Source organism: Ruegeria sp. HKCCA5839 (assembly GCF_013035585.1).
Classification (GTDB): Bacteria; Pseudomonadota; Alphaproteobacteria; order Rhodobacterales; family Rhodobacteraceae; genus Ruegeria.
In genome coordinates, this window is record NZ_WQIE01000001.1 from 147009 (window position 1) to 158485 (window position 11477).

Annotated in this window: 13 protein-coding genes; 5 read left to right on the plus strand and 8 right to left on the minus strand. The window is 58.5% G+C overall.

Annotated features, from left to right (window positions below; genetic code table 11):
* Positions 1–35: 35 nt before the first annotated feature.
* Entirely contained in the window at positions 36–1238 is a 1203-nt protein-coding gene (locus tag GOV38_RS00705) for an RSP_2647 family RNA methyltransferase (RefSeq protein ID WP_171207263.1), read from the plus strand.
* Entirely contained in the window at positions 1235–1777 is a 543-nt protein-coding gene (locus GOV38_RS00710; RefSeq protein WP_171207264.1) for an RSP_2648 family PIN domain-containing protein, read from the plus strand. Before GOV38_RS00705 ends, GOV38_RS00710 begins: the two co-directional genes overlap by 4 nt.
* Before the next feature lie 70 nt (positions 1778–1847).
* On the opposite strand, the gene GOV38_RS00715 is transcribed toward GOV38_RS00710, so the two are convergent.
* Entirely contained in the window at positions 1848–2537 is a 690-nt protein-coding gene (locus GOV38_RS00715; protein ID WP_171129989.1) for a M48 family metallopeptidase, read from the minus strand.
* 105 nt (positions 2538–2642) lie between these two features.
* Complete coding sequence (locus GOV38_RS00720; RefSeq protein ID WP_171207265.1) at positions 2643–3236, minus strand: NAD(P)H-dependent oxidoreductase; 594 nt, start codon at positions 3234–3236, stop codon at positions 2643–2645.
* 454 nt (positions 3237–3690) lie between these two features.
* On the opposite strand from GOV38_RS00720, the gene GOV38_RS00725 reads away from it, so the two are divergent.
* Complete coding sequence (locus GOV38_RS00725; protein WP_171207266.1) at positions 3691–4203, plus strand: peroxiredoxin; 513 nt, start codon at positions 3691–3693, stop codon at positions 4201–4203.
* 69 nt (positions 4204–4272) lie between these two features.
* Here the strand turns inward: GOV38_RS00725 and GOV38_RS00730 are convergent, their stop codons facing one another.
* The 5 genes from GOV38_RS00730 to GOV38_RS00750 form a co-directional block, all read right to left on the minus strand.
* Positions 4273–5457, minus strand: a complete 1185-nt coding sequence (locus tag GOV38_RS00730) for a VWA domain-containing protein (protein WP_171207267.1) — start codon at positions 5455–5457, stop codon at positions 4273–4275.
* Positions 5458–5461: 4 nt separating this feature from the next.
* The gene (locus tag GOV38_RS00735; protein WP_171129983.1) at positions 5462–5632 is read right to left on the minus strand and encodes a hypothetical protein; all 171 of its coding nucleotides are present in this window, start codon (positions 5630–5632) and stop codon (positions 5462–5464) included.
* Between the two features lie 5 nt (positions 5633–5637).
* Positions 5638–7002 carry a DUF2927 domain-containing protein gene (locus GOV38_RS00740; protein ID WP_171207268.1) on the minus strand — a complete coding sequence of 455 codons (1365 nt, stop codon included), beginning with the start codon at positions 7000–7002 and terminating at the stop codon, positions 5638–5640.
* The gene (locus GOV38_RS00745; RefSeq protein WP_171207269.1) at positions 6999–7457 is read right to left on the minus strand and encodes a GNAT family N-acetyltransferase; all 459 of its coding nucleotides are present in this window, start codon (positions 7455–7457) and stop codon (positions 6999–7001) included. The genes GOV38_RS00740 and GOV38_RS00745 overlap by 4 nt, the downstream gene beginning before the upstream one ends.
* A 106-nt stretch (positions 7458–7563) precedes the next feature.
* Positions 7564–8409 (minus strand): MoxR family ATPase, encoded by an 846-nt coding sequence (locus tag GOV38_RS00750; RefSeq protein WP_171207270.1) that lies wholly within the window; start codon positions 8407–8409, stop codon positions 7564–7566.
* A 387-nt stretch (positions 8410–8796) separates the two neighbouring features.
* On the opposite strand from GOV38_RS00750, the gene dksA reads away from it, so the two are divergent.
* Together dksA and GOV38_RS00760 are read left to right on the plus strand one after the other, a co-directional pair.
* Positions 8797–9219 (plus strand): RNA polymerase-binding protein DksA, encoded by a 423-nt coding sequence (gene dksA / locus GOV38_RS00755; protein ID WP_171099633.1) that lies wholly within the window; start codon positions 8797–8799, stop codon positions 9217–9219.
* A 74-nt stretch (positions 9220–9293) separates the two neighbouring features.
* Positions 9294–10445: an FAD-dependent monooxygenase gene (locus tag GOV38_RS00760; RefSeq protein ID WP_171207271.1), complete on the plus strand. Its 1152-nt coding sequence runs from the start codon at positions 9294–9296 to the stop codon at positions 10443–10445.
* A 4-nt stretch (positions 10446–10449) separates the two neighbouring features.
* Here GOV38_RS00760 and xth read toward each other — a convergent pair whose 3' ends face one another.
* Complete coding sequence (gene xth, locus GOV38_RS00765) at positions 10450–11229, minus strand: exodeoxyribonuclease III (RefSeq protein ID WP_171207272.1); 780 nt, start codon at positions 11227–11229, stop codon at positions 10450–10452.
* Between the last annotated feature and the right edge of the window lie 248 nt (positions 11230–11477).

Genomic DNA, 11477 nt, shown 5'->3' on the forward strand with positions numbered 1-11477 from the left:
TTTCGCCTCTGCGCTATCGCGACTAAGAGGGCGTCATGACAGAACCCGCCGACCGCCCCCGCATCCGCCTGAAACCCAAAGCCAACGCCCGTGGATTGCGCCATGGCTTTCCCTGGGTCTATGGCAACGACGTCGTCACCGACCGCCGCACTCGCAAGATCCCCGCAGGCGCGCTGGCAGTGCTCGAAGACGACAAACGTGCGCCCATTGCGCTGGTGGCGGTGAACCCGAACTCAAAGATCATGTGCCGCGTGCTGGATCGCGACATCACGGCTGATTTGGATGCCACATGGTTCGAAACCCGCCTGCTTCGTGCGCTTGAACTGCGCGAACGCCTGTTCGATGCGCCCTATTACCGGCTGGTCCATGCCGAGGCGGATGGCTTTCCCGGTGTGATCATCGACCGCTTTGGCGCGGCCTGCGTGATCCAGCCCAACGCCGCCTGGGCCGAGGCGCATCTGGATCTGTTGACCGACGCGCTGGTCAAGGTCACGGACGTGACTGTCGTGCTGAAAAACGCCTCGGGCCGCACGCGCGGGCTGGAAGGTTTGGACGATGTGAGCCAGACCCTGCGCGGCGAAGCACCCCAGGCCCCGCTGCCGGTACCGATGAACGGGGCCACCTATATGGCCGATCTCACCGGTGGTCAGAAAACCGGCCTGTTCTATGACCAGCGCCCCAACCATGCGTTTGCGGCCAGGCTGGTGCAACCCGGCGCGCAGGTGCTTGATGTGTTCAGCCATGTGGGCGGGTTTGGCCTGGCCATGCTGGCCGGTGGGGCCGGGAAGGCGCTTTGCGTCGATGGTTCTGCCGCTGCGCTCGAGTTGGTCACCCAAGGGGCCGAGGCCTCGGGGCTGGCCAACCACTTGCAAACCCGTCAGGGCGACGCGTTCGACGTGCTGACCCAATTGGGCGAAGAGGGCGCGCAATTTGACGTGGTGATCTGCGACCCGCCCGCCTTTGCGCCCTCAAAACAAGCGCTTGATGCCGGGCTGCGCGCTTACGAGCGCATCGCACGTCTGGCCGCGCCGTTGGTCAAACCGGGTGGCTATCTGGGTCTCTGCTCTTGTTCCCACGCCGCTGACCTGTCGCGCTTCCGCGACGCCTCATCTCGTGGCATTGGCCGGGCCGGGCGACAAGCGCAACTGATCCACACAGGCTTTGCCGGGCCGGATCACCCGCAATTGCCGCAACTGGCAGAAAGCGGATACCTCAAAGCGGTGTTCTATCGGCTATGAAGGCCGTGCTCGACACCTGTGTTATCTACCCCACGGTGATGCGTCAGATGCTGCTGGGCGCCGCAAAGCTTGGCCATTTCACTCCCATCTGGTCGGCGCGCATCCTCGAAGAATGGGCACGCGCCGCCCGCAAACTGGGCCCCGACGGTGAGGCGCAGGCCCGCGCCGAAATCGCCCTGACACAGGCACTGTGGCCGCAGGCCGAACACCGCCATGACCCGGGCGCAGAACAACGGCTCTGGCTGCCCGACAGCGCAGATATTCACGTTCTGGCCACAGCGATCACCGCCTCGGCCGATCTGGTCATCACCGTGAACGCCAAAGATTTTCCCCGCAACATCCTGGCTGAAGAGGGGCTCGACCGTCGCGATCCCGACAGCCTTTTGCGCAGCCTTTGGGAGGTGGACCCCGAAGGCCTTGAAAGCCTCGCCGACAAGGTCCTGACTGAGGCCAATCGTCTGTCGGGGGATCAATGGACCCGGCGCAGTCTGATGAAAAAGGCACGCCTGCCCAAACTGGGTAAAGCCCTCGCGGTCTAAAGCGGATACCCGATAATCTGGTTAAGAAGACATCCCGGAGAGCGCAAGAGGCAGGTCTCTCGTCCCTACCTTAACCGCCCGCACCCCAGCGCTGCTCAAGCGCCTCCAAAGCGGCAATTCGCTCTTCTGTCTTGGGGTGGCTCATCAGCCAGGCCGGGACAACACCGGCGCGCTGCTGGGTCAGATCCTCAAGCTTGTGAAACAGCGACTTTTGCGGCCCGATGCCGATCCCGGCCTTGGTCAGCAACGCAGCCGCATATTCATCCGCCTCATACTCATCCCCGCGCGACAGGCGCGAGGCCAACAGGGCGGTCAGCGCGTTGGCGATCATCGCACCTACGAAGGGAATAAATCGGTTCAACACCAGCATCAGCGCCGTGCGCAGCGCGTTCTGGCCGGAAAAATCAATCATCCGCCGCCGCGCATGCCCCAGCGCCACATGACCCAACTCATGTGCAATCACGCTGGCCATTTCCTCGGCGGAAACCTCGCCCGAACGGAATTTCCGGTAAAACCCCCGCGTGATAAAGATACGTCCATCGGGTGCAGCAAGCCCGTTCACCGGATCAATTTCATAGATATACACCGGCACCCGTTCGATCTCGAGCGCTGCGGCCAGACGATCCGTCATCCGCTTCAACGCCGGATCTGCCAGTTCGGTCGACTTGGCATCCAGATCCTTGTGCGTGCGCCAGACAGAAATCCGGTACATGACCAGCCCATAGAGAACGGCAAGAAGGATCGGGGTGAGGCGCAACATGCGTTAGATATGGGTTTGAATTGAGGATAGGGCAAATAGAAACGATCGCCCTCCTGGCATAGAATCCTAAATGCAAAATAAAAACATTGCCTTAGGACAGTAGGGTTAGCATTTCGATGGTGATGGTAAACTGTGTCCGACTTCGAAACAACGATCCAGAAGTGCCTGCCGCCGTGGCTGTGACCCAGTCGAGCCGTTCAGAAATTCGACCCTTCTTGGCGAAAATCCAAAATACCCAAACGTACCTTTGCGCCAAATGGTGTCGAGAGCCTCAACATATCCGGCTGCCTCCATCTCGTCAGAACGGGCACCGGCTGGAACCAGAAGCAAACCTGTTCGAGCCCTTTGTTTGGATTGTTCCGGGTCATCCAACTGGTCATAGGCCCAACCCCATGACCAGACCCGATCAACCCATCCCTTCATCATCGAAGGCATGCCCCACCAGAACAAAGGAAAGGCAAGGCAAATAGCGTCTGCACGGGCAATGCGCTGCTGCTCGGCGACTATGTCTTTGGGTGGTGTTGAACCGGTATCATTGGCGATGTCGCCCATCGACCAAAGCGGATTAAAGCCTTCGGCATGCAAATCCGCGATCTCTGTGCTGTGCCCTGCGGCCAATGCGCCTTTTGTGAAACTGGCGACGGCAGCGGCAGTGAAAGAATTTGGATCGGGATGATCAAGAACGGCTAAGACGTGCATTGAAGGCCTTTCAGTCAGGATCCACAATGGTGACACCGTGCAATCTCAACCTAACTTCAGGTCAAGCGAAATTTCTGGGTGTTACAACGGTTTTTGCTCTCCCGCGTCAGCCCTCTTGTGTCGTGTTTCTGGGCAATCATTCTCTTCGGTATCGCATAGGCCAGTTTGGCTGAACTGGGATCCGATTTCTTGAGGATGTGCTAGATAGGGTTTGTTACATATCAACCCTTCATGCGTGGCACGAAAGATCGGGAATGGACGCCGGACAAGACGGGTTTTATGCCTGATGTGGTGAACCTAAACAGAAATGACAAAACCGTTTTGAAGCTCCTCACTGACATTTCTCTGCGAATAGTGTAACCGGGTGTTTCCCAAAAGGTTGCCGCGCATCTATCTTCAGGCTGCTGCGCGGTATGACCAAGGCGTTCGCCGGATGAGATGAAAAGGAAACGACATGTCGCAAAAACCAAAGGTGAACGCTCCAATTGGAGATCTCAGTTTCGACAGTGTATCTGGCGACCGGATTGAAGTGGGTCAGCCCAAAGATCGATGGACCATGCTTTTTGTCTATCGCGGGCGCCATTGTCCACGGTGCAAGCGGTTTTTGAACAAGCTGAATGCGATGCTATCCGAATGGGTCAGTGTCTTGGATGTGGTGGTCGTGTCAGCGGACACGAAGGAAAAAGCTCTGGCTGACAAAGACGAGTTCGGATGGACGTTTGATCTAGGCTACGGAATGACCGAGACGCAGATGCGTGGGCTGGGTCTCTATGTGTCAGATCCACTGTCCGAGGCCGAAACATCGCAACGATTTGCAGAACCTGGCGCATTTGGCATTCGGCCTGACGGTACCTTGATGTTGGTCGACATCTCGAATGGGCCTGCTGCGCGTCCCGACTTGGACGAGTTGCTGGACGGTATGAAGTTCAATATCGAAAATAACCGCCCCGCAAGAGGAACTGCTTGAAAACACCAAGCCTTTACAGCGGTGTCCGTTAATGCGTCAAAGCACACAGGCCTCAATTGGAACCGAGGGCTACCGCGTCAGCTCTCGCATACCCTGTTCCAGACCGGCCAGTGTCATCGGCACCATGCGGTTCTCGAAAATCTCTTGGATCATGCTGATCGAGTGGGTGTAGCCCCAGTATTTCTCGGGCACCGGGTTGATCCAGAGGTTTGACGCCCATTGGTCGCGCGCGCGTTGCAGCCAAACCTGGCCTGCCTCTTTGTTCCAGTGCTCGTTCGCGCCACCGGGATAGGCGATTTCGTAGGGGCTCATCGAGGCATCGCCGACGAAGATACATTTGTAATCCGGCCCATAGGTGCGCAGCACCTCATGGGTGGGGGTCTGTTCTGACCACCGGCGGCGGTTGTCGCGCCAGACGCCTTCATACAGGCAATTGTGGAAGTAGAAATATTCCAGGTGTTTGAACTCGGTGCGCGCGGCCGAAAACAGCTCTTCCACCACCTTGATATGCGGATCCATCGAGCCGCCCACATCCAGAAACAGCAGTACCTTGACCGCGTTGTGGCGTTCTGGGCGGGTTTTGACGTCCAAATAGCCATGCTCGGCCGTGGCGCGGATGGTGCCGTCCAGATCCAGCTCTTCCGCCGCACCTTCACGGGCCCATCGACGCAGACGCTTCAGCGCAACCTTGATGTTGCGCGTACCCAGTTCAACTGTGTCGTCCAAGTTCTTGAATTCACGCTTATCCCACACTTTGACCGCACGCTGATGGCGGCTTTCTTTCTGGCCAATGCGCACCCCTTCGGGGTTGTAGCCGTAGGCCCCAAAGGGAGAGGTGCCAGCGGTGCCGATCCATTTATTGCCGCCCTGATGACGGCCTTGTTGTTCCTTCAGACGCTCGCGCAGCGTGTCCATGAGCTTGTCAAAGCCGCCCATGGCCTCGATCTCGGCCTTTTCTTCGGCTGTCAGATGCTTTTCGGCCATCTTCTCAAGCCAGTCGGAGGGGATGTCCACAGCCTCCAGCACCTGATCGAAACCGATCTCAGACAGCCCTTCAAAGCTGGTGGCAAAGGCGCGGTCGAACTTGTCGATATTGCGCTCATCCTTCACCATCGACACGCGGGCGAGATAGTAGAACGCCTCGACATCATATGTGGCCAGACCCTTTTTCATCCCCTCCAGAAAGGTCAGGTACTCCCGTAGTGAAACGGGGATACCAGCTTTGCGAAGGTTCTCGAAAAAGGGTAAAAACATGGGGTTACGTGATGAACCTCACCAATATCAGAGACAGGATCAGACCTAGCAGAGCGAAGGCGATGCCATACCCTGCCGCATATTGCGCCATATCGGCCTTGTTGCCATTGCGCTTGCGTGCCGCCATTGCACCAAGCGCGGCCCCCAAGATCGCCATTCCCAAAACAACCAACATGCGCCTTACCCGTTCGTGTTGCGCGCGGCCTGTTCAGCGATGCCATCCGACACGGAACGGGCCACAAGATCCGAACCGAACCCGTAGCGTGCCCATCCGATACTGTCCAGCCTGACGGTGCGTGCCTGATCCGGGCGACCGGATTGCCGCAGCGCTTCGGATTTTAACAATAGCAACGTTGCCAGCAACGCAGCATTTTCCGCTTGTTGCATGACGGCGATGGCGTCGTCCAATTCGGGGATCACCGATGGGCCCCGTCCTCGGGCCAAGGCGTAAGACGCGGTTTGCGCCGTCACGTGAGCCTGATGTATTTCGGTGCCGGGGGTTGCCTTGAGGTATTTTAGCGCCACCGCATAGTGCCATTGGGCCCGCTCGGCATCGTCAAACTGCGCCATGCGGCCCAGAAGATAGTGCGGATAGGCGCGCCGGTGATCGGTCCAGCCTTGTTCTTCGCCGATGCGAACGGCCTGTTCCGCGGCGCGCACCCGCCGGGCAGATGCCGATGTTGATCCCAGCGAGGTCTGGACGGCCTTGATCCACTCGCGCGGGGTCTCGGATACCGGTTGGGCAGGTATGTTTTCACCGCGCGGGTTCAACCGGCGCAATATGCCGGGCAGAACCGCCGCGACCTGATCACGCGTCATGCCGCTGCGAAGTTCAGGTGCATAGGCCGTGCGCAGGATCAGCATGTCGAACCCGGTCAGGATGGTGTGGAAATTGTCGTCGTTGAACACCGAATCCGGCAGATGATAGAGATCGTTCAGAGGTCCAAGCGACTGGGCGAGTTCCTCGTGAAGGCAATCGCGAATTTCTTGCGGGCTGGCGTCATAGGGAATGAAGATGCCGATCTTCTCGCGGCTGCGCAGCGCGGTCCAGTTGCTTTTCTGCTTGCGCCGGTCGCGCCGGTATTCTTCCAGACTGGCTGAATTTGGCACCACGAAACAGGCCGCTTGGGGAAGGGTGCGTTGGATCTGCTCTTGGCTGACGCCTTCGATCGTGATGCTGGCCGGTCCGTCCGAGATCTGTTTGATGTCCAGACGCGCCTCGCGGCGCAAGCGCGACAGAAGTCGGGTCAGGTCCGATTGCATGGTTGGAGGAACCGTCCCGGTCAGACGCACCGTAATCGGGGTTTCGAACCGGGTGAAAACCGGCAACTCCGCTCCGCTTTCCAGCGCAAAATGCAGATCCAGGAAATCGGCGGCAATATTTGCGTTTGATCGTGCCGCCGGTTGCGGACGAGTGGCGCCAAAGGATTTCGCCGGGGGCAGGGCGGCTTCGATGGCCTGCACCCGCGTCGGCTGTTCCACCGCTGGGGTGGTGGTGCAGGCGGCAAGCGCTGCCGCCGCTATGAGAGCCAGAGCCGTTCTCATGGCCGCTGATACCTGATGAAGGGCGTCAGCTTGCCGACACGATCATAGAGTTTTCTGGCCGTTTCATTGAAATCTTGCGTCAGCCAATAGACAGCAGGTGCACCCTGATGGTCGGCTTCGGCATAGACCGCTTCGATCAATGCGCGCCCGACACCTGCACCACGGGCTTGTGGTGCGGTGAACAGATCCTGCAGATAACAGACGTTTTCCACCTTCCACGCGTGCCGATGAAACAGGAAATGCGTCAGACCGACCAACTGCCCGTCCAATTCGGCCACCAGGCATGAGAAGTCTTGCGGATCCTCACCCATGAGCCGGGCAAAGGTGCTGTCATAGACCTCATCACTCACTGTGCTTTCGTAAAACGCCAAATAGGCGCGCCACAGCTTTGACCAGGCCTCGCGATCCTCGGCACGAAGGGGGCGAATGAGAGGAGTATTCGGCAAATGCGCCATCCTTTCCTGCAGAAGACAGGACCGCCCCCTGAATTGTCGTCATGCTGACATCCGACCTGACCCTTGGCAAGCGATCATCACCGGATCGTCAACAATGCGGCGGTATTCAGCGCTGCGAGCGCGCCATAAAGGCAAGCCGTTCAAACAGATGGACGTCCTGTTCGTTCTTGAGCAAGGCGCCATGCAGCTTGGGCAGCGCATTGGCCCCGTCGCGCTTGAGATCTTCGGGTGTCAGATCTTCGGCCAGCAAAAGCTTGAGCCAATCCAGCACTTCCGAGGTTGAGGGCTTTTTCTTCAGCCCCTGGGTTTCGCGGATCTCATAGAATTGGGTCAGAGCCGTCGTCAGCAGCGCGTCTTTGATGCCGGGGTGGTGAACTTCGACGATGCGGCGCATCGTGGGCTCATCGGGGAAGCGGATATAGTGAAAGAAACAACGGCGCAAAAAGGCGTCGGGCAGTTCTTTTTCGTTGTTCGAGGTGATGATCACGATCGGGCGGTGCTTGGCCTTGATCGTCTGACCTGTCTCATAGACATGGAACTCCATCTTATCGAGCTCTTGCAGCAGGTCATTGGGAAACTCGATATCGGCCTTGTCGATCTCATCAATCAGCAACACGACCTTTTCATCCGCTTCAAACGCCTGCCACAGCTTGCCTTTGCGAATATAGTTCGCGACATCGTGCACGCGTTCCTCGCCCAATTGGCTGTCGCGCAGTCGACTGACCGCGTCATATTCATAAAGGCCCTGCTGCGCGCGGGTGGTCGATTTGATGTTCCATTCGATCATGGTCAGACCCAAGGCTCCGGCCACCTGCTTGGCCAGCTCGGTCTTGCCGGTTCCAGGTTCCCCCTTGACCAGCAAAGGGCGTTCCAGCGTGACCGCAGCGTTCACGGCAATGGTCAGATCGTCGGTGGCGACATATTCGGCTGTGCCCTGGAAACGTGCGGTCATGTGATCCTCGTTGACAACGTTCAGTCAGCCCTGATCGGGTCAGACCGCTCTGGGTTACCGTCGGGCGTTCTGCAATGCAAGACGGGTCGCTGCGTTGCAGCTTCACGCGGATGTGAAGCTGTTTGAGGTCTGCGCGGTATGATTCGAAACGATGCAACCAGAAAAGGTTGTGGGCCGCGCCTTGAAAAAGCCCGTTAATTTCCACAGAAAACAAGCTTTTTTGTTGCATGTCTCATAGTTAGACAAGGCCGCATGGCGACGCTTACAGGCAACGTTTGCATAGTGACAATCTTCGCGCCGTCAGTTAAACGCACCGCAGAAGGGGAGTGCCGAATGTCTGGTGACACGACCGCGACCGACGGTTCAGCCCGTACCGAGGGAGCAAAAATGAAACAGGAAGTTTTCCTGCCGGAAGATTACCGCCCGGCTGAAGATGAGCCGTTCATGAACGACCGACAGCTTGAATATTTTCGTCGCAAGCTGACGGATTGGAAAACCGAACTTCTTGCAGGCAGCCGCGATACAATCGAGGGTTTGCAGGACAATACCCGTAACATTCCCGACGTTGCAGACCGCGCCAGTGAAGAAACTGACCGCGCGCTGGAACTGCGCACACGGGACCGTCAGCGCAAGCTGGTGGCCAAGATCGAGTCGGCCCTGCGCCGTATCGACGAGGGTGAGTATGGCTATTGCGAAATGACCGGCGATCCGATCTCGCTGAAACGTCTGGATGCGCGTCCGATCGCCACCATGACGCTGGAAGCGCAAGAGCGTCACGAGCGTCGCGAAAAGGTTCATCGCGACGATTGATCGCCGCATCTTTTGAATAAGAAAATCAAACGCCGGGGCCTGTTGCTCCGGCGTTTTTGCGTTAAAGCGGGGGCATGGGTGTCAACGGTTTGAAATTCTGTGTCATCGGGGGCGGGATCGGTGGTCTGGCCGCCGCTTTGGCTCTGCGCCAGCAAGGCGGGGATATAACCGTGCTTGAACAGGCCCCTGCCTTGACCGAGGTTGGCGCGGGCCTTCAGATTTCTGCCAATGGAATGGCAGTTCTGCGCGCTTTGAGGGTCGCATCCGAGACGCCCGAAGCCGGCCAGAGATCCTTTGGCACCGAGCTGCGCGACTATCGTCACGGGCGTTTGGTCAGTCGGATCCCAAGCCCCAAGGCTGGGCCCACCTACTATTACCACCGCGCTGATTTGTTGGATCTATTGCACGCGGGCGCCGTTCAGGCAGGGGTCGATATTCGTCTGGATGCCTGTGTCGAAACGGTTCTGACAACCCCGGACGGGGCGCTTGTCCAGCTTGAAAACGGCACACAGCTAGAGGCCGACTGCATCATCGCTGCCGACGGGGGCCGCAGCCGCATCCGACCCATTCTGAATGGTCCTGAAGAGCCCCGATTTACCCGGCAGACCGCCTGGCGCGCCACCATGCCCTGGAAAGGTCGAGACGACACCCCGCGCGCGGTGCTGACGATGGGGCCAGGTCGACATGTGGTCACCTATCCTCTGCGAGATCAGAACCTGATGAATATCGTCGCAGTCGAAGAACGCTCGGATTGGCGCGCCGAGGGCTGGCGGCAGGAGGGCGATCCAAAAGACCTGCGCGCCCGCTTTGCCGATTTTGGCGGCACGGTCAGTGAAATCCTGGATCGGGTCGAGCAGGCGAACCTATGGGCGTTGTTCCTGCGCCCTGTGGCGCAGCAATGGCAAAACGGGCGGCTTGCTCTGCTGGGCGATGCGGCACATCCGACATTGCCCTTCATGGCCCAAGGCGCCTGTCTGGCACTTGAGGACGCTTGGTGTTTGGCGCGTACCTTTCAAAACCAGCCCGACATCGCGCGGGCACTGTCTGCGTATGAAACCACCCGAAAACCGCGCGCGACAAAAGTCGTTGCGGCGGCAGGCGCGAACGCGCGCAATTTCCATCTGCGCGGCCCGGCCCGATTTGTCGCGCAAGCGGGATTGATGGTTTTGGGCCCTCAACTCGGGCGGCGCTATGACTGGATTTATGACTACGATCCGACGGCCTAAGCCGTTACAGATCCAGATCAACCCAAACCGGCACGTGATCTGATGGCTTTTCGTGGCCGCGAATTTCCGCATCGATCTTGCAGTCACGCATCAGATCAGCGGCTTGAGGGGTCAGCAGGAAATGATCGATCCTGATACCGTCATTTCGGTTCCAGGCACCCGCCTGATAGTCCCAAAAGGAATAGTGCTCAGGCCCGCGCGTAACGGCCCGAAACGCTTCGGTGAACCCAAGGTTCAGAATCTTGCGAAACGCTGCCCGGCTTTCCGGCCGGAACAACGCGTCCTCGCGCCAGGCCTCAGGGCGCTTGGCGTCTTCCGCTTGCGGGATGATGTTATAGTCGCCAGCCATCAAGGCAGGCTCTTCCGAGCCGATCAGCGCTTGCGCCCGTGCAAAGAGCCGTTCCATCCACGCAAGCTTGTAATCATATTTCGGACCCGGCGCCGGGTTGCCATTGGGCAGGTACAAACCGCAAATCCGCAGCGCCTGTTTGCCGATCACAGTCGTCTCGATCCAACGAGCCTGTTCGTCACTGTCATCGCCGGGCAGGCCGCGTGTGACGTCTTCCAGAGGCAGCTTCGACAGGATCGCTACGCCGTTGAAACTCTTCTGGCCATGGGTTTCGACGTTGTATCCCCGCTCTTCAAAGATCTCGCGCGGGAAGTTTTCATCGACCGATTTGATCTCTTGCAGCAGCACCACATCGGGTTGCGCGTCATCCAGCCATCTGGGCAGTGCTTCAATCCGCGCCTTGATGCCGTTGATATTGAACGTGGCGATTTTCATCTGCGGTCCTCCGATGGGCTGAGGCAACCTATCGCGTAGAACGGGACCAACGGCAAGTATGGGGCCGCGTCCGAGCTTGATATTTGCCAAATTGACCGGGGACCAAATGTGATGAGGTCTGTGTGACCCATACCGTTTGTCAAATCGACATAACAAACGGCACCGCAGTTTCAAAGCGTATGACGAACGACCAGTGCGCCTGCTTTACCCGGAGCCGGCGAGATGTCTGCTCATCTCTGATGATGGTC

Coding starts and splice junctions, on each gene's coding strand:
- GOV38_RS00705 (WP_171207263.1), top strand. CDS start 36: ATGACAGAACCCGCCGACCGCCCCCGCATCCGCCTGAAACCCAAAGCC.
- GOV38_RS00710 (WP_171207264.1), top strand. CDS start 1,235: ATGAAGGCCGTGCTCGACACCTGTGTTATCTACCCCACGGTGATGCGT.
- GOV38_RS00715 (WP_171129989.1), bottom strand. CDS start 2,537: ATGTTGCGCCTCACCCCGATCCTTCTTGCCGTTCTCTATGGGCTGGTC.
- GOV38_RS00720 (WP_171207265.1), bottom strand. CDS start 3,236: ATGCACGTCTTAGCCGTTCTTGATCATCCCGATCCAAATTCTTTCACT.
- GOV38_RS00725 (WP_171207266.1), top strand. CDS start 3,691: ATGTCGCAAAAACCAAAGGTGAACGCTCCAATTGGAGATCTCAGTTTC.
- GOV38_RS00730 (WP_171207267.1), bottom strand. CDS start 5,457: ATGTTTTTACCCTTTTTCGAGAACCTTCGCAAAGCTGGTATCCCCGTT.
- GOV38_RS00735 (WP_171129983.1), bottom strand. CDS start 5,632: ATGTTGGTTGTTTTGGGAATGGCGATCTTGGGGGCCGCGCTTGGTGCA.
- GOV38_RS00740 (WP_171207268.1), bottom strand. CDS start 7,002: ATGAGAACGGCTCTGGCTCTCATAGCGGCGGCAGCGCTTGCCGCCTGC.
- GOV38_RS00745 (WP_171207269.1), bottom strand. CDS start 7,457: ATGGCGCATTTGCCGAATACTCCTCTCATTCGCCCCCTTCGTGCCGAG.
- GOV38_RS00750 (WP_171207270.1), bottom strand. CDS start 8,409: ATGACCGCACGTTTCCAGGGCACAGCCGAATATGTCGCCACCGACGAT.
- dksA (WP_171099633.1), top strand. CDS start 8,797: ATGAAACAGGAAGTTTTCCTGCCGGAAGATTACCGCCCGGCTGAAGAT.
- GOV38_RS00760 (WP_171207271.1), top strand. CDS start 9,294: ATGGGTGTCAACGGTTTGAAATTCTGTGTCATCGGGGGCGGGATCGGT.
- xth (WP_171207272.1), bottom strand. CDS start 11,229: ATGAAAATCGCCACGTTCAATATCAACGGCATCAAGGCGCGGATTGAA.